Consider the following 16,507-nt stretch of genomic DNA (forward strand, 5'->3'; position numbering starts at 1 on the left):
CGTTCCGATCTTCCCTTAAGCTTCGGATGCCTCAGGCGGCGGTTGCCGTCTGAGGAAGGCCTTTCCAAAGGATCGAGGCGTCCGCGTCCTCCAGAGGCGCCGGACGTTCGAGCGTGGTGGTGATCGCCCTGGGCTGACCGGTCGCCGCGCCTTCGAGAATGCTGTGCATGACCTCGAGAACGTGCAGGCCAAGGCGGCCGCTGGAGCGATGAGGCGTGCCGTTCAGAACCGCGCTCGCAAGGTCGGCCAGACCGAGCGCCCGGTAATTGGCCTTGTTCGGCACATCCGGCGCCCAGTTGGGCGAGCGCCAGTTGGGAACGCCCAGCGGCATCTCGCTCGAGTCGACCGCGCGCCAGTCTCCGCCACGCTCGGTGACCTCCACATGGCCGCCGAAGAAGTTCGGATCCGGCACGCGCAACGATCCCTCAGAGCCGTAGATCTCGATGGCCGGATGACTGTGCTTCCACACGTCCCAACTCATGCAGAAGGTCACCTGCGCGCCTGAGGCGAATTCGAGCAGCGCCGTCACGTGGGTCGGTGTCTCGACCGTGATGCTGTGGCCCTTTCGGGGCGACTCCGCCGTCACGACGCGCTCGGGAAAACCGATGCTCGACATGGCGACGACGCGCTGCACCGGGCCGATCAGGTTGACGAGGGTGCTGAGATAATACGGCGCCATGTCGAGGATGGGGCCGCCGCCGGGCTTGAAGAAGAACTCCGGATCCGGATGCCAGTGCTCCATGCCGTGGGACATCAGGAAAGCCGTTCCCGACAGGATGCGGCCGATGGCGCCGTCGTCGACGAGCTTGCGGGCAAGTCGCCCGCCGGCGCCCAGGAAAGTGTCGGGAGCGCTGCCGAGGTGAAGGCCGCGGGCCTCCGCCTCGTCGACGAGCTTGCGGCCTTGTTCGAAATCCACCGCGAGCGGCTTCTCGGAGAACACGTGCTTGCCGGCACTAAGCGCTGCAAGCGAGACGCCGAAATGGGCTGCCGGCACGGTGAGATTGACCACGAGATCGATGTCGTCGCGGGCCAGGAGTTGATCGACCGTAAGAGCCTCGATGCCGTGACGGCCCGCCTGTGCCTGAGCGACCTCCGGCCTCATGTCCGCGCAGGCGCGCAAGGTGAGGCCGCGATAGGCCGGGATGTTCTGGAGATAGATGCCTGAGATGTTGCCGCATCCGACGATGCCGACATTCAGCGAATTCATGATCGTTAATCCTCGATGGAGCGCAGGAAATTGAAGCTGGCGCGGGCGGTCTGAGCCGGGTCGGCCGGCTTGTCGTGCTCGACCACCATCCACTCGGCTCCGGCCTCGCGGCACACGCGCCACAGGTCGCGCCAGTTCAGAACGCCGGAGCCCACATCGGCCCAGCCGTCCTGGTCCTCGTTCTGGCCCGCAGGTGCGATATCCTTCACGTGAGCGGCCGTGACCTTGCTGCGGTAGCGGCTGATCCATTCCTTGGGATCCGCTTCGCCGCGCACGAGCCAGGCCACGTCGACCTGCCAGGCGAGGGGGCTGGAGCCTGCGGCCTCGAAGATCAGTTCGAGTGCCGTCTTGGCGCCATCCTTCGGCTTCAGCTCCCAATGGTGGTTGTGGTAGCCGAGGCGGATGCCCTGGGCTTGAAACCGCTCCGCAATCTGCCCGAGTTCCTTGCCGAGTGCACGCCAGCCGTCAGCGGCCATGTCGCGTTCTTCCGGCGGAACGGCCGGCATGTAGAGGTGCGTGAGACCCAGGGTGCGACAGGCCTCGACGATGGCATCGGGCTTCTCGCGCAGGGCCGCCATGCTGACATGGCTGGAGGATGCTTTCAGGCCGCGCGCATCGAGCTTCGCGCGAACCTCGGCAGCCTTGTCGAGATGCGATCCGACCGTCTCGACGTTGCGATAGCCGGCGTCGGCAACCGTATCCAGGATCAGGTCCAGATCCTCAAGGGATCGCAAAGTATAGAGTTGGATGGATAGCCTATCCGTGACGCTCATAGGGTCCTCAGGGTTCAGGAAAGCGGGCGCGACAGGTCGTGTACAAGTCCTGCCGCAATGTCGGTGTCGTTCAAAGGCGCTCGCCGGACTCCGCGGCGAACAGCGAGACCTGGGTCGGATCGACATGGAGCGTCATGCTCTCGCCCGGTGTCGCACGGCGGGAGCCGGAGGTGCGCACCTGAACCGAGCCGACCGTGTCGCTGCACCAGATCACCGTGTCGGCGCCCATGGGCTCGACGATGTCGACCGTGAACCCTGGCCAGATTCCGGTGCTTGAAATCTCCAGGTGTTCCGGGCGCACGCCGAGCACCACGTCCTGACCGGACGATGGAGCCGTGATGAACGGGTAACCGGAGAGTGAAAGGCGGCGATCGCCGGCGAGGAAGCTCAGGCCCTCTCCGGTATTCTCAAGGCGGCCCTTGACGAAATTCATCTGCGGCGAGCCGACGAAGCCGGCCACGAACAGGTTGGCGGGGCGGTGATAGATCTCGTCCGGCGTTCCGATCTGCTGGATCTTCTGCTCCTTCATCACCACGATGCGGTCGGCCAGCGTCATGGCCTCGATCTGGTCGTGCGTGACGTAGACCATCGTGGTCTTGCCGAGCCGCGCGTGCAGCCGCTTGATCTCCACACGCAACTCGTTGCGCAGCTTCGCGTCGAGGTTGGAGAGGGGCTCGTCGAAGAGGAACACGGCAGCATCGCGCACCAGAGCCCGGCCGATCGCCACGCGCTGGCGCTGACCGCCTGAGAGCTGGTCCGGCCGACGGTCGAGAAGCGGGGTGATCTGCAGGAGTTCGGCCGCCTTGGCGACGCGCTTTTCGATCTCGGGCTTCGGTGTCTTCGCCATCTTCAGGCCGAACGACATGTTCTCGCGGACGTTCATGCGCGGGTAGAGAGCATAGGACTGGAACACCATGGCGATGCCTCGGTCCTTCGGCTCCTCCCAGGTGACGTTCTTCCCGTTGATCCAGATCTGTCCCTCGGCCACGTCGAGCAGCCCAGCGATGGCGTTGAGCAGGGTGGACTTGCCGCAACCCGAGGGACCGAGCAGCACGATGAACTCGCCCTCCTGGATGTCGAGGGACAAGCCGTCGAAGACCTGCACGGCTTCAAAGGCGACGGTCACATCACGAACGGAAACGGTCGACATGGCTTACCCCTTCACAGCGCCGGCGGCGATGCCGCGGACGAACCAGCGCCCCGACACGAAGTAGACGACGAGCGGAACGAGCGCCGCGAGCATGGTGGCGGCCATGTCGACGTTGTAGGCGCGCTCGCCCTGCGTTGAATTGACGATGTTGTTGAGCTGCACGGTCATGGGCAGGTTCTCCCGGCCCGCGAAGGTCAGGCCGAAGATGAAGTCGTTCCAGATGCCTGTGACCTGCAGGATGGTGGCGACCACCAGGATCGGTGTCGACATGGGCAGGATGACCCGGAAGAAGATCGACCAGAAGCCGCCGCCGTCGATGCGCGCCGCCTTGAACAGCTCGATGGGTAGCCCCGCATAGTAGTTGCGGAACAGGAGCGTCATGGTCGGCAGGCCGAAGATCACGTGCACGAGCACGATGCAGGTGAGCGAGTTGTAGATGCCCGTCAGCGAGAAGATGCGGACCAGCGGATAGAGAAAGACCTGATACGGAATGAAGGCGCCGAGCAGCAGGACGCCGAACATGACGTTGGCGCCTTTGACCCGCCAGAACGACAGCGCATAGCCGTTGATGGCGCCGGCGATGATCGAAAGGATCACGGACGGGATCAGGATGCGCACCGAGTTCCAGAACCCGACGCTGATGCCGTTGCATTCGAGCCCGGTGCAGGCGGAGGACCAGGCCTTGGTCCAGGCCTCGAAGGTCATGGCGGCGGGCAGGGCGAGAATGTTGCCGAGCCGGATCTCCTCCATGGGCTTGAGCGATGTCACGACCATGATCCAGAGCGGCAGCATGAAGAACAGGGCTGCGGTTACCAGAAAGGCATAAACACCGATGCGGCCGATGGTGAGGTGGCGGGGACGTCGGCCTTGCGGCACGGCGGCACTCATGCATGCCTCCCTTGCGGACGGACGTAGCGGATATAGACCCAGGGAGCCAGAATGCTCACGACGGTGATCAGCATGATCGTCGCGGCAGCCGTTCCGAGGCCGATGTTGTTGCGCTCGAACAGGTGGTCCATGACGAATTTGGCGGGCACTTCGGTGGCAATGCCGGGACCGCCCAGGGTCATCGCGACCACGAGGTCGTAGAGCTTCACGACGCCGGTCGTGAGAAGCACGACGGCAGTCACAACCATGGGGCGGAGGAGGGGCAGAACCACGGAGGTGTAGACGCGCCACGTCGGGATCCCGTCGACCTTGGCGGCCTTCCAGAGATCCTTGTCGACGCCGCGCAGGCCCGCGAGCAGGATCGCCATGGTCAATCCGGCGCCGTGCCAGAGGCCCGCGACCACGATGGTGTAGATCGCCATCCTCTGGTTCACGAGCCAATCGAAGGTGAAGCTCTCGAAGCCCATGTCCCGCACGAGCTTCTGCAGTCCGAGCCCCGGGTTGAGAAACCATTGCCAGGCAACGCCCGTGACGACGAAGGACATGGAATAAGGATAGAGAAAGACAGTGCGGAAAAGACCTTCGCCGCGGATGTTCTGGTCGATGAACACGGCAAGCAGAAAGCCGATGACAAGGCAGCCCGAGATGAACAGAGCGCCGAAGATGACGATGTTGGAGGCTGATGTCAGAAAGCGGTCGTTGGCGAAGAGGCGGCTGTATTGCGCGAGGCCGACCCAATCGAGCTTGGGCAGAAGGGTCGAACTCGTAAACGAGAGCCGCACGGTCCAGAGCATGCAGCCGATATAGACGACGAGAACGATAAGCGCGGTGGGTAGGAGGGCGACGGCCGCCGGCAGACGCGTTTTCACACGCCGTTGGGTTTTCGTGCCGCCCGAAGGCATGCTAGGAGCGCGGATCGAAATGGTATCCATTCGGAAGATCCCATCGAGAGAGGTCAAGCTTCAACGATGAACGGCTCGCCCCAGCCCCTTAGGGGCGAGCCGAATGGTTTTAGCCTGCGTCGCGCATGGCGCTGGTGATCTTCTCGATGAAGGCATCCGCCGACATGTTCGGGTTGTTCCAGTATTGGGTAACCGCATCCTGCATGGCACCCGAGAAGTTCGGCGGGCTCAGGATTTCCATGCTTTCCACCTGGTTGGCCGGATCCTTCAGGATGGCGTGGGACTTCTGGGCGCAGACGTCCATGGAGGATACGTCCACATCCATGCGCACCGGAATCGAGCCCTTCTTCTTGTTGAACTCGAGCTGGCTGGCCGGATCGAGGAGAACCTCGACGAGCTTGTCCTGTGTGGCGAGCGCCGCCTTGTCCTTCGTGGCGGGGAGAACGAAGACGTCACCGCCGATCACGAGCTTGGGCTCCTGTCCGACGACCGTGCAGCCATACTCCTTGCCGGCGGATTGACCCGCCGCGAGGAACTCACCCTTGGCCCAGTCGCCGTTGAAGTGCATGGCCGCCTTGTTGGTGATCACGAGGGCCGTGGCGTCGTTCCAGTTGCGGCCCGGGCTGCCCGGGTCGACGAGGCCGCGCATCTTGCCGAAGAGCTCCACGGTTTCCTTGAACTTGGGGCTCTTCAGGACGTCCGGCTTGCGGGTGCCATAGAGCTGGCGGAACATGTCGGCTCCGCCATGGCCGACGACCACGGCACGGAAGAGGTTGTGCTCCCAGTTCGGCTGGCCGCCGAGAGCGATCGGAATAATGCCCTTGGCCTTCAGCTTCTCGCCGGATTCCACCAGCTCTGGGAAGGTCTTCGGGGGCTCGAGGTCAGCATCGGCGAAGATCTTCGTATTGTAGAACATCCAGTTCTGGCCGTGAATATTGACCGGAACAGCGAAGAACTTTCCTTCACGGACCGTCGCGTCGACGATCGGCTTCGGCATGATCTCCCGCCACTTGCCCGCTTTTGCCTGTGCATCGACGTCGCGCACCAGATCGTTGCTGACGAGCTCGTCGAACTGCTTGCCGGTGTTGAACTGCATCATGGTCGGGGGATTGCCGCCCACCATGCGGTTGATGCCGGCCGTGCGGGCATTGGCGCCGCCGGCGATGGCGTTGTCGACCCAGGTGCCGCCGGCCTTGGTGAACTGATCTGCGAACACCTTCACGGATGCAGACTCGCCGGCAGACGTCCACCAATGGAGGACCTCTGCCTTCTGCTGAGCGAGTGCTCCGGAGCTCCAGATCAGGGCAACAGAAAGGGTATACGCGGAAACGCGTGTCTTCATGCTCATGGCTTCCTCCCAGAAGCGTTTTATCGATTTTTGTAATCGATTACATCTTGTGTTATAGGTTGTAGGTGCTTTTAAGATTAGTCAAGAGACAAGTTAAGGCAAGTTATCGACCCTGAAAGAGGGTAACATATCTTGCCAGCCGCCTGGAGGTAACCTGCATGAGTCGGAAAAGATGGCGGGCCGTGAAGGAGATACGCATCGCCGACGTCGCTCGACTTGCCGGGGTATCCACAGCAACCGTCAGCCGGGTCCTGTCCGACCCGGATAAGGTGAGGCAGAAAACTCACGATCTCGTGATGGAGGCGGTGCGGCGCAGCGGCTATATCCCCAACAGCACCGCACAGAAGCTGCGCACGCGCCGTACCATGAACGTGCTGGTGATCGCCCCGAGACTCACCAATCCGGTCTTCGCCGAGATCCTGCGCGGGGTCGACGACGAACTGACCCAGTCCGGATACGGCATCATCATCGGTAATCTGGACAATCGCAGAGAGCGGGAGGCCCGCTATGTCGATCTGGCCCTGTCGCGCCAGGTGGACGGCGTTCTCCTGCTGACCGGCTACATCCCGGAGAACGGCGCGCGCAGCATGCGGGATTCAGGCCTTCCCATCGTTGCGATGTGCGCTGCCATTCATGAAGACGGCATCCCCAATGTCGTCGTTCAGGATCGTGAGGCCACCCGGAAGGCTGTGGAATACCTGGCTCGCCTCGGGCACCGCAAGTTCGGCTACATCTCGGGCACGGTGAGCTCCATCATTGAGGTCGAGCGGTTCGCGGGCTTCCAGGAGGGGATCGCCGCAGCCGGTTTCAGCCAGGAGGATTTCGTGCGCTGGGAGGGATCTTTTGTGTTCTCGACCGGAGTGGCGGCGGCTGAAGCATTTCTGCAGATGAAGGATCGTCCCACGGGCATTTTCGCCGCCTGCGACGAGAGCGCGATCGGCTTCATCAAGCGCGTTCGCACCGAGCGAATCCGTGTGCCGCAGGACGTTTCCGTCATCGGCTTCGACGGGATCGAATATGCAGATTACACGGAGCCCACCCTCACCACGTTTCGGCAACCGTTGCATGAACTGGGGTGTGTCGGGGCCGATGTTCTCCTGAAGCTGATTCACAACCAGATGAAGCCGGAAGACTGGAGCATACGATTGCCCGTGACGCTTCTGGAGCGCGAAACGACGGGGCCGGTCCTGCACAAGGACTACAAGTCCTTACGCCGCTCAAAGGTCTGAAAAGCATATACCAATACACAATCTGAGGAGACAGCCATGCAGACGGTTCGTTGGGGCATTTTGAGCACAGCCAAGATCGGCCGGACGAAGGCCGTTCCCGGCATGATGAAGAGTCCGCTCTGCCAAGTTGTCGCCGTCGCTTCGAGAAACGAGGAAGCAGCTCGCGCAATGGCTGCGGAACTCGGGATTGAGCGAGCATACGGCTCCTACGGGGCGCTGCTTGCTGATCCTGACATCGATGCAATCTACAATCCGTTGCCCAATCACCTGCATGTGCCGATGACCCTGGCGGCAGCCGCCGCCGGCAAGCACGTGCTGTGCGAGAAACCGATCGCCATCACGGCCGACGAGGCGGAGGCGTTGAAACAGGCCTCATCGCAGGTGCTGATCGCCGAAGCCTTCATGGTCCGCTACCACCCGCAATGGCAGCGCGCCCGCGAGATCATTCGTGGCGGCGAGATTGGAGAACTGCGCTCCATCCAGGTGATATTCTCCTATTTCAACGTCAATCCCGCCGATATCCGCAACAGGGCCGATATCGGCGGGGGAGGGCTCCTCGACATCGGCTGCTATGCGGTTGTGGCCGGGCGCTACTTCTTCGACGCCGAGCCGACCCGCACGACTGCGCTCATGGACCGCGATCCGACTTCCCGCGTGGATCGCACCACGAGTGCTCTTCTTGACTTCGGCAAGGGCCGGCAGCTGATCTTCACCGTCTCGACCCAGTCCGTGCCGTTCCAGCGGATTCAGCTGCTTGGGAGCAAGGGGCGGGTTGAGATCGAGATCCCCTTCAATGCCCCTCCGGACCGTCCAACCCGCATCCTCATTGACGATGGAAGCGCCCATGGCGGCCTCTCGGCGAAAGCCATCGAGTTCCCGGTGATTGACCAGTATGAACAGCAGGGCGCTGCCTTCAGCCGTGCGATCAGAGGCGAGGCGGCCCTCGACTACGGATTGCAGGATGCGCTCATGAACATGCGGATCCTCGATGCCATCCGGCGGTCCGCGGAAACGGCTGCATGGGAGGATATCGCCGGGCGATAGAGATGAGGGCTCTGTGCTAGGTTCTATTTGTGCTTGTGAGGCGGGGTGACTGCCCGATGAAGTCTTTCGTGGTAATCCGAATTGACGGATGCCCCATGAGGAGGACGGATGTCCACCGTGTGGATGCGTTGACTTCAGGTCTGGCAAGCCGACACTCATGCCAATCCTGTCTTCCTGCGAAAGCTCGCCTGTGAAATGGCGGATGAGCAAGAGAACCTAGAGGCATTTGGCATGGACTTCATTCCGACAGTGGCATCGTCTTCCCTGAAGTTCGGGACAAGCGGCCTGCGAGGGCTCGTGGTGGAGCTCGATGGTGTTCCCGCCTTCGCCTACACCCGCGCCTTCGCCGAGATGCTGAAGGCGGATGGCTCTGCAGCGGCCTCAGGAGGCCGCGTATTGGTTGGGCGGGACTTGCGGGAGAGCAGCCCCAGCATTGCCCAGCTCTGCTGCGCCGCCTTGAAGGATGCGGGCCTCTCGCCGCTCGATTGCGGGGCTCTTCCGACGCCTGCGCTTGCCTACCATGGCATGCGGTTCGGCATCCCGGCGATCATGGTGACCGGAAGCCATATCCCGGAGGATCGCAACGGGCTGAAGTTCTACCGGGCTGAGGGCGAGATCGACAAAAAGGACGAGGCTGCCATTCTCGACTGGCATGCTAAGTTGAGTGTCACGTCCGTCCCCGACAGTGCCCGCACGTTTCGGTCTGAGAAGCCCGAGACCGACCTGACCGCCGCCTATCAGGAGCGCTACCGGGATTTCTTCGGGGCAGGAGCTCTGGCTGGGCTGACTGTCGGTGTGTATCAGCATTCCTCCGTGGCTCGGGACGTGATCGTCCAGATGCTCGAGAGCCTGGGGGCCAAGGCCGTGCCGCTCGGGCGGGCCACGAGCTTCATCCCAGTCGATACCGAGGCCCTGCGGGAGGAGGATGAGATCCTCGCTCGCCAGTGGGCAGGCGAGCAGGCGCTCGATGCCATTGTGTCTACCGACGGGGACGCGGACCGCCCCCTGATTTCCGATGGGGCTGGCTCCTTCCTCCGCGGTGACCTAGTCGGCGCCATCACGGCCAAGGCTCTAGGAGCTGATGTGATCGTCACGCCGGTGACCTCCAACTCCGCCCTGGAGGCCTCTGGGGCCTTCGGACGAGTGATTCGCACCAGGGTCGGATCACCCTACGTGATCGAGGGCATGGCCGGGGCGGTACGCGCCGGCGCCAGGGCCGTCGTTGGGTTCGAGGCCAATGGGGGCGTTCTCCTGGGTTCGGGCATCGAGCGGCATGGGCGAGCCCTTGCGGCACTCCCCACCCGCGACGCCATGCTGCCGATCCTGTGCGCCCTCGGGCAGACTAAGGCGCAGGGCAGGCCGCTGGCCGCCATCGGAGCCGATTTTGCCTTCAAGGCAGCGGCGAGCAATCGTCTCAAGAACGTGCCAGGCGAGAGAAGTGGCGCCTTCCTGAAGCGACTGCAGCAGGACGAGGCTTTTCGCGAGGACCTGATGGGATCCCTAGGAGGTGTTGCGGCGCTCGACGGGCAGGACGGCGTGCGCCTGATGGCCAGAAACGGCGAAGTCGTGCATTTCCGGGCCTCGGGCAATGCGCCGGAGCTGCGGGTCTATGTGGAGGCGGCTGCGCAAGATCGCGCGGAGCGGCTTCTGGAATGGGGTCTGAGGGAAGCGGAGCGGCAGGTGGGTTGACTGTGAGGTCTATGGGCCGATTGGGCCAAGGCGGCTTGCCAACCCATCGCGGATTCCACGGGTCATGAGCCTTAGGCGGAGAGCTTTCCTGTCAGCGAGAGCCGTATAGGTTCCAAGAAATGCCAGGCATCGGCTGATGAAGTAGAGCCGCCAAGCCAAGGAAGTGTAAGGTTGGCGCGCCAACCAGAGGGCATTCCTGACCCAATAGTAATTCCGTATCGGAACGTGGACGGCAATCTGGCGGCGACCAAGCTTGACCGTCCCGCTGCCGAGACGGTGGTCGACCGCAGCTGTGGGTGACAGAAAACTTTTGTAGCCGGCCGCTCGGGCTCGAAAGCACCATTCCACATCGACAAGGTCGATGAAGAGGTCCTCCTTGAACCCGCCAACCTTCTCCAGGACAGTCAAGGAGATTAGAGAGCCGGACGCAATGACGAAATCGCTGACCACCGGCTGCTTCTCGCGCTCCAGGGGAACCCTGGACAGCCGGAGGCCATGGGCCCGGTAGGCTCTCGTCTGCCGTTGACTGTTAAGCTCGTAATAGGCCGGTCCGATGGCGGCTACCTCAGCCTGTCCTCCCCCAAGAACCCCGAGATCTTTCGTCAAGTCGGCTACCATCCCGGGTGCCAGAACTGTGTCCTGATCGAGCAGCAGGATGTGCGTGAAATCGCCCGTTCTGGCTAAAGCGAGGCCTTGGTTCTGTGCTGCGGCGATCCCCAAATTCGTTCTGTTCTCAAGAACTTGGCATCGAGACCTTGAAGCCAGTTGTCGGATGGCCTCCGCATTTGCCGACCCATTATCGACCACGGCAACGCTATGAACTTGCGGGGAAACGGATTCAAGGACACGGGCCAGCAACCCAATGTCCGGATTGTACGTAACCGCGACTGCCAAGATTCGCATCAATGTTCCCCAGGATCAGCCTGCCCTAGTAGGGTGATCCCTGGGTCTGAGCAAGCAGCAGGGTGCCTCAGGAGTGAGTGGCTATAAGTCCGATATTATGTCCAAGCTTCGGATGCTTGCCGCGGCTGTAAACGACGGGGAGGGGGGCATCGACCGACACTTGGCTGAATAAGGACCAGCTCCGGTACAGGGTTGCTGGGGAATGGCCAAAGCGGTATAGCGGCGCCGAAGACTTCTGGTCAGGCTTACTTGCCCGGAGACGTCTTCCCTCACGGCAGGCGCGGCACTATGGCGCTTTCCGGAGGTATGCGGTCTAGACCAATGCCCTTATAGAAGGGCCCCAATCTCATGGGCGGTGCTTTCTACATAAGAAAGGTCCGGCTCCCGGTGTTTCGTCAGCGGCGTCGGGACGCAGATCAGGATGCGTCAGGCTTACCGGGGCGACTGAAGCCGTTCGTCCCCTCCAGATAAAGCCCCGCGACCGCCTCAGCGCCGAATGGGCTCGCTCAGAGCTCGGGGTGCTTCACGCTAGGTTCCATCGCGGGTATTAAGGCAAGAGATTGTTCGAAATGCCTTAGGGTGCTAGTTGCCTCTACCCTCAGATGTTGCTTGATTTTGCTTCATAATGGAACGTGATAGCAGGGCTTTCAAGATTGAAAGTTTGCTTCCTGCTTCCTGATATGTGAGCGGGATATCCCAACATACAGGTATCTCAAGTTTATGATGTTTATGCCTAAAAATCTGATTTTATAGCGACTGGTCACAGCAAAAATGAAAAATCCTGAGAGGTTTGCCATGTTCGGCCAAGTTGCGAGATACTTATGCGTTGGTATAGGAGGTAATTTCTTTGTTCTGTCGATCTATTATTACGCAACTCTGGTTGAGGAATTTTACCCGACGTCTGCATTGACGGTCGCAAGCGGCATGGGTTTTGTCGTCTCATACGCGCTGCAGCGTATTTGGTCCTTCCGTTATAGTGGTAGTGTCGTTTCTCCATTCGCAAAATACAGTCTGGGTTATCTCGGAAGTTTCGCTGTGCAGTGGATCATCCTCAGGATCGGCGTTGATGCGCTCGGACTGCCCCACTACTGGATGGTGCTGTTTGGATTGGGGGTTGCAACTGTTGGCTTTTTTATGTTGCAGAGGTATTGGGTCTTCGCGGAAAGCGAAAGTGGGCCGCAGCTGGTTACCAAGAGAAAATAGGCGAATATTGATGTGGAATTGCCCAAAGTGTCAGGAGGAAGGCTCGATCGCTGAGGGCGGTTTGCTTGGCACCGAATGGAGTTGTGTTTCTTGTGGCCATGCTGTTCCTGTGCAGGATGGCATCCCATGCTTTGCGCCTGAATTGATCGATACAATGACGGGGTTCGATCCCAAGTTGTTCGACACCCTTGTGAAATTCGAAACAACGAGTTTCTGGTTTGTCATGCGGGCGCGTCTGCTGACGACACTTCTCGACCAATATTTTCCGAGTCCCCGAGATTTCTTGGAAATCGGCTGTGGAACTGGCTCCGTTCTTCGTGCTCTCCAACAACGCTTCCCGCAGATGCGGCTGACTGGTAGTGAGTTGCACCCGCATGGTCTTGCTTACGCTAGGGGGCGACTGGGGGATCAGGTGACTCTCCTACAGATGGATGCTCGTGACATCCCAGCGACTGGTAAATTCGATGTTATTGGCGCCTTTGATGTTATTGAACATATTCCTGAAGATGTCGCTGTCCTGCGCGAGATCCATTCTGCGCTTCGGCCCGGAGGAGGCGTGATGATTGCAGTGCCTCAGCATCCTGCTCTCTGGAGTCCGGCCGATGATGCGGCCTTCCATCAGAGGCGGTATGAGCGAGGCGAGCTCGAAAGAAAGCTTGAGGAAGTTGGTTTTACAATTTTGCACACCACGTCTTTCAACTCTCTCCTCCTGCCCCTGATGATTCTGAGTCGTCAGAAAATGCTGTGGAATCAGCGTAGAGGAACGAAGTCGGATCCTCTCTCGGAGTTCAAGATGCCGGATTGGCTGAATCGAGCGCTGATGATGATCTTAGGGGTCGAAGTTCAGTTGACGCGAGCAGGTGTTAAGTGGCCAGTCGGCGGAAGCCGCATTGTTTTGGCTCAGCGGGAATAAGGTCTCGGCTAGCAAATTTTAGTCTTATATTCAAAGCCTTCCGGATTCATAGAAAGCTGTTCGAGGTGCGCAAAATGAAGGTGCCATTCAATCGCCCCGCTCTCGCCGGAAAGGAGCTTGACTTCATCCGTGAAGCTGTCTCCCTTGGGCAGCTTGCCGGAGATGGAAAGTTCACGGAAAGATGCCAAGCAAGTCTTGCGGCGAAGATCGGTTCTGAAGCTGTCCTCCTCACGCATTCCTGCACGGCTGCACTTGAGATGGCGGCGATCCTAATTGATCTGCAGCATGGCGATGAAGTGATCATGCCATCATATACCTTCGTCTCAACGGCCAATGCCGTCGTTTTGAGAGGGGGAGTGCCGGTTTTCGTCGATATTCGCCCAGACACGATGAACATCGATGAAAACCTGATTGAGGCAGCTATCACCTCCCGTACAAAAGCAATCTTTCCGATCCATTATGCGGGAGTTACTGCCGAGATGGATCGCATTAGCGAGATCGCGAGGCGGCACAATCTGTACGTTGTTGAAGATGCGGCCCAGGCGCTTGGCTCTACCTACAAGGGCAAGGCGGCTGGTTCGTTCGGGCACCTTGCGGCGTTTAGCTTCCATGAGACGAAAAATATCATTTCAGGAGAGGGCGGAGCGCTCGCCATCAATGACGCCGCTCTCATCGAGCGAGCGGAGATCATCCGAGAGAAGGGGACAAACCGAAAAAGATTCTTCCGCGGCCAAGTTGATAAATATACGTGGGTCGACGTTGGGTCCTCATTCCTGCCCGGAGAGCTTATCGCTGCCTTCCTCTACGGACAGTTGGAGAAGTTGGATGAAATCCAGAATGATCGAATGACATCCTGGAGCCGGTATCATGATGCCCTAGAGATTTTTCACAATCGCGGCGTTCAGAGACCGTCCATCCCTCCGAAATCAACGCACAACGCCCATCTTTACCACATCATCCTTCCTACCCTTGAGCTCAGACAGGCTCTGATCTCACGTCTCAAGATGGATGGGATCAATGCGCCTTTCCATTACGTGCCGCTGCATAGCGCACCTGCGGGGCGCCAGTTTGCAAGAACAAGCGGAGAGCTCTCCAATACAGAGCAACTGAGCCAGAGGTTGCTTCGTTTGCCGCTCTTCCCACAGATGGGCGCTCAGTTGGATCATGCCATCGAGCGCGTGACCTATCATTTGGATCAACTTCTCTAAGATTTCCGCTAGATTCGACGCGAGTAAGTCAACAAGCTTGTATTTTCCTTATCAGGATTGATCTTTATGGACTCAGTCGAAAGCATTTCTGCAGGCATTAGTAAGCCAATCTCCAAAGATCCGGACATTTCTTTCGTGGTGCCGGTCTATGGCTCTCCTGAGAGCTTGCCGCTCCTCTGCGAGAGGGTGGCAAACGTGTGCCGCTCACTTGGTATGTCGCACGAAGTTATATTGGTTGACGACCGCTGCCCACGTGGCTCCTGGGCAGTCATTGAACGGGTTGTTGAGCAGGACTCACATGTCATCGGAATACGGCTAACGCGCAACTTCGGACAGCATGCTGCAATAAATGCAGGACTGCTTCGGGTCCAGGGTGAGTGGGTGGTCGTCATGGATTGCGACCTACAAGATCAGCCGGAAGAACTTCCATCAATGCTTGAGGTTGCGAAGTCGGGGCCATACGACGTTGTGCGAGCGAGGCGCGGAATCCGACAGGACCCACTCCATCGAAAACTTCTATCGAAGCTGTTCTATAGCTCTTTCAGTTTCCTAACTAACACACACCAGAGCCCCGAAATTGCAAATTTTGGACTCTACCGCAGGCGAGTAATCGATGCCATTAACTCTTGGCAGGAGGAGTCGAAGTACTTCCCAGCTATCATAGAATGGGTAGGATTTTCGCAGACGGCTATACCTGTTTCTCATGGAGCCCGCTTCGCAGGGAATTCAAGCTACAATTTCCGTCGGCTTTTCCGTTTGGGGCTTAATGTAGTCGTGGGCTTCTCCGACAGACCCCTGAAACTATTGATGCTCCTCGGCTTGGTCATGGCGGTGTGTTCGTTCGGGCTTATTCTGCTGGTGCTAATCGCCAGCTTGTTTGGGGAATTCACTGCACAGGGGTGGGCGAGCCTCATCCTGTCCATCTGGTTCCTAGCCGGCTCGATACTTTTTGGTTTAGGGCTCACTGGCCTCTATATCGGGCGCATTCTAATTGAAGCCAAAGGCAGGCCAACGTTCATAGTTGACACAATCCTGCGAGGGGCTGCGGAGTGAGTGCCACCACTGATGGTATCCGGAGAAGAGTGGTTGTCTGTACAACTGGCCTGAAGGGGGGTAGGTTTATCGCAGGCCTCCTAGCTCAAGGAATCAAGCCCTCTATCATCTATTCGTATCGACAATCAGATGATAAATCAGGCAGCTTTGATGAAATAGAAGCACTGGCGAGATCCGTATCAAGCTCTTTCATCGTCAACAAGCATCCAGAATTAAACGAGGGAGATCTCAATCTAATTGTCGGTTGGCAATTCATCATAAAGAAAGTGACGAAATTTTCGGTCGTCTATCATGACTCTCTACTGCCTAAATATAGAGGGTTCGCCCCTACGGTAGCTGCTCTCATTAAGGGGGAGGAAGTGATCGGAGTTTCGGCATTGAGCCCAACAGCAGGCGTTGATGAGGGGCCCATCATTGGCCAGATCTCTGCCCAGATTAGCTATCCCATTAAGGTTAGGGCAGCGCTTGAGATCCAAGCCGAGTTGATGGTGTCACTGACGAAGCAGATCTATGATCAGTGGCTATCTGGTTCTCTCGCCACTTATGAGCAGGACCATACGAAGGCCACATACAGCCTCTGGCGCAACGAAGCGGACTACGAAATTGACTGGGATCAGCCGTCTCGCCAGATCCTGCGAATGATTGATGCTGTTGGATATCCTTATTCAGGCGCCCGTACGATAGTCGCCGGGGAAGTCGTAATTATCGATGAGGCATCGGAGGTAGAGGATCTAGTCTTCGAATTTCGGCAGCCTGGCAAGATTTGGGCGCTCGATCATGGGAAGGCAGTTGTTGTTTGCGGGTCAGGACTTCTAAAACTTGAGAAGTGCCGACGGATCGACGACTCCCCTTACGATTTCCAGCGCTTGCGCGTACGGCTTGGTAAGTAGTTCTAGGAATTGATTGCCGAGTTCGGCTCAGAATTCGTTTGGAAACTCACGGACAAGGGTAAGCAAGTCATCCTCCTCTGGACAAGCACTTGATAAGCGCGATAGGC

General features: G+C 59.2%; 16 protein-coding genes. 8 read left to right on the forward strand and 8 right to left on the reverse strand.

Features of this window, described 5'->3' with window-relative positions:
• Nucleotides 1-31: 31 nt before the first annotated feature.
• The 6 genes from MA07_RS08000 to MA07_RS08025 form a co-directional block, all read right to left on the reverse strand.
• Nucleotides 32-1,207: a Gfo/Idh/MocA family oxidoreductase gene (locus MA07_RS08000; protein WP_036349000.1), complete on the reverse strand. Its 1,176-nt coding sequence runs from the start codon at nt 1,205-1,207 to the stop codon at nt 32-34.
• 5 nt (nt 1,208-1,212) lie between these two features.
• Nucleotides 1,213-1,980 (reverse strand): sugar phosphate isomerase/epimerase, encoded by a 768-nt coding sequence (locus tag MA07_RS08005; protein ID WP_036349001.1) that lies wholly within the window; start codon nt 1,978-1,980, stop codon nt 1,213-1,215.
• Nucleotides 1,981-2,050: 70 nt separating this feature from the next.
• Entirely contained in the window at nt 2,051-3,130 is a 1,080-nt protein-coding gene (gene ugpC / locus MA07_RS08010; protein WP_036349005.1) for a sn-glycerol-3-phosphate ABC transporter ATP-binding protein UgpC, read from the reverse strand.
• A gap of 3 nt (nt 3,131-3,133) precedes the next feature.
• Nucleotides 3,134-4,018: a carbohydrate ABC transporter permease gene (locus MA07_RS08015; protein ID WP_036349008.1), complete on the reverse strand. Its 885-nt coding sequence runs from the start codon at nt 4,016-4,018 to the stop codon at nt 3,134-3,136.
• The gene (locus MA07_RS08020; protein WP_036349148.1) at nt 4,015-4,920 is read right to left on the reverse strand and encodes a sugar ABC transporter permease; all 906 of its coding nucleotides are present in this window, start codon (nt 4,918-4,920) and stop codon (nt 4,015-4,017) included. Before MA07_RS08020 ends, MA07_RS08015 begins: the two co-directional genes overlap by 4 nt.
• A 109-nt stretch (nt 4,921-5,029) precedes the next feature.
• Nucleotides 5,030-6,268, reverse strand: a complete 1,239-nt coding sequence (locus MA07_RS08025) for an ABC transporter substrate-binding protein (RefSeq protein ID WP_052002930.1) — start codon at nt 6,266-6,268, stop codon at nt 5,030-5,032.
• A gap of 158 nt (nt 6,269-6,426) precedes the next feature.
• Here MA07_RS08025 and MA07_RS08030 point away from each other — a divergent pair, with 158 nt between their 5' ends.
• From MA07_RS08030 to MA07_RS08040, 3 genes are all read left to right on the forward strand, one after another.
• Nucleotides 6,427-7,497 carry a LacI family DNA-binding transcriptional regulator gene (locus tag MA07_RS08030; protein WP_081928831.1) on the forward strand — a complete coding sequence of 357 codons (1,071 nt, stop codon included), beginning with the start codon at nt 6,427-6,429 and terminating at the stop codon, nt 7,495-7,497.
• A 36-nt stretch (nt 7,498-7,533) separates the two neighbouring features.
• Nucleotides 7,534-8,541, forward strand: coding sequence for a Gfo/Idh/MocA family oxidoreductase (locus MA07_RS08035; RefSeq protein ID WP_036349017.1), 1,008 nt, complete (start codon nt 7,534-7,536; stop codon nt 8,539-8,541).
• Between the two features lie 249 nt (nt 8,542-8,790).
• A complete protein-coding gene (locus MA07_RS08040) occupies nt 8,791-10,230 on the forward strand; it encodes a phosphomannomutase (RefSeq protein WP_036349151.1) in 1,440 nt (479 codons plus the stop codon).
• A 9-nt stretch (nt 10,231-10,239) separates the two neighbouring features.
• Here the strand turns inward: MA07_RS08040 and MA07_RS08045 are convergent, their stop codons facing one another.
• Nucleotides 10,240-11,133, reverse strand: a complete 894-nt coding sequence (locus MA07_RS08045) for a glycosyltransferase family 2 protein (protein ID WP_036349021.1) — start codon at nt 11,131-11,133, stop codon at nt 10,240-10,242.
• 327 nt (nt 11,134-11,460) lie between these two features.
• Complete coding sequence (locus MA07_RS28695; RefSeq protein WP_081928842.1) at nt 11,461-11,556, reverse strand: hypothetical protein; 96 nt, start codon at nt 11,554-11,556, stop codon at nt 11,461-11,463.
• A gap of 372 nt (nt 11,557-11,928) precedes the next feature.
• Between MA07_RS28695 and MA07_RS08050 the strand changes: the two genes are divergently transcribed.
• The 5 genes from MA07_RS08050 (at nt 11,929) to MA07_RS08070 (ending at nt 16,400) form a co-directional block, all read left to right on the forward strand.
• Entirely contained in the window at nt 11,929-12,336 is a 408-nt protein-coding gene (locus tag MA07_RS08050; protein ID WP_036349026.1) for a GtrA family protein, read from the forward strand.
• 61 nt (nt 12,337-12,397) lie between these two features.
• Nucleotides 12,398-13,249: a methyltransferase domain-containing protein gene (locus tag MA07_RS08055; protein WP_244445188.1), complete on the forward strand. Its 852-nt coding sequence runs from the start codon at nt 12,398-12,400 to the stop codon at nt 13,247-13,249.
• Between the two features lie 74 nt (nt 13,250-13,323).
• Nucleotides 13,324-14,457 (forward strand): dTDP-4-amino-4,6-dideoxygalactose transaminase, encoded by a 1,134-nt coding sequence (gene rffA, locus MA07_RS08060; protein WP_036349031.1) that lies wholly within the window; start codon nt 13,324-13,326, stop codon nt 14,455-14,457.
• 66 nt (nt 14,458-14,523) lie between these two features.
• Nucleotides 14,524-15,510, forward strand: a complete 987-nt coding sequence (locus tag MA07_RS08065) for a glycosyltransferase family 2 protein (protein WP_052002934.1) — start codon at nt 14,524-14,526, stop codon at nt 15,508-15,510.
• Entirely contained in the window at nt 15,507-16,400 is an 894-nt protein-coding gene (locus MA07_RS08070) for a formyltransferase family protein (RefSeq protein WP_152568774.1), read from the forward strand. The genes MA07_RS08065 and MA07_RS08070 overlap by 4 nt, the downstream gene beginning before the upstream one ends.
• Nucleotides 16,401-16,507 lie beyond the last annotated feature (107 nt).

The organism is Microvirga sp. BSC39, from assembly GCF_000739015.1.
Classification (GTDB): Bacteria; Pseudomonadota; Alphaproteobacteria; order Rhizobiales; family Beijerinckiaceae; genus Microvirga.

Coding starts and splice junctions, on each gene's coding strand:
- ugpC (WP_036349005.1), bottom strand. CDS start 3,130: ATGTCGACCGTTTCCGTTCGTGATGTGACCGTCGCCTTTGAAGCCGTG.
- MA07_RS08050 (WP_036349026.1), top strand. CDS start 11,929: ATGTTCGGCCAAGTTGCGAGATACTTATGCGTTGGTATAGGAGGTAAT.
- MA07_RS08000 (WP_036349000.1), bottom strand. CDS start 1,207: ATGAATTCGCTGAATGTCGGCATCGTCGGATGCGGCAACATCTCAGGC.
- MA07_RS08030 (WP_081928831.1), top strand. CDS start 6,427: ATGAGTCGGAAAAGATGGCGGGCCGTGAAGGAGATACGCATCGCCGAC.
- MA07_RS08015 (WP_036349008.1), bottom strand. CDS start 4,018: ATGAGTGCCGCCGTGCCGCAAGGCCGACGTCCCCGCCACCTCACCATC.
- MA07_RS08045 (WP_036349021.1), bottom strand. CDS start 11,133: ATGCGAATCTTGGCAGTCGCGGTTACGTACAATCCGGACATTGGGTTG.
- MA07_RS08020 (WP_036349148.1), bottom strand. CDS start 4,920: ATGCCTTCGGGCGGCACGAAAACCCAACGGCGTGTGAAAACGCGTCTG.
- MA07_RS08065 (WP_052002934.1), top strand. CDS start 14,524: ATGGACTCAGTCGAAAGCATTTCTGCAGGCATTAGTAAGCCAATCTCC.
- MA07_RS08035 (WP_036349017.1), top strand. CDS start 7,534: ATGCAGACGGTTCGTTGGGGCATTTTGAGCACAGCCAAGATCGGCCGG.
- MA07_RS08005 (WP_036349001.1), bottom strand. CDS start 1,980: ATGAGCGTCACGGATAGGCTATCCATCCAACTCTATACTTTGCGATCC.
- rffA (WP_036349031.1), top strand. CDS start 13,324: ATGAAGGTGCCATTCAATCGCCCCGCTCTCGCCGGAAAGGAGCTTGAC.
- MA07_RS08025 (WP_052002930.1), bottom strand. CDS start 6,268: ATGAGCATGAAGACACGCGTTTCCGCGTATACCCTTTCTGTTGCCCTG.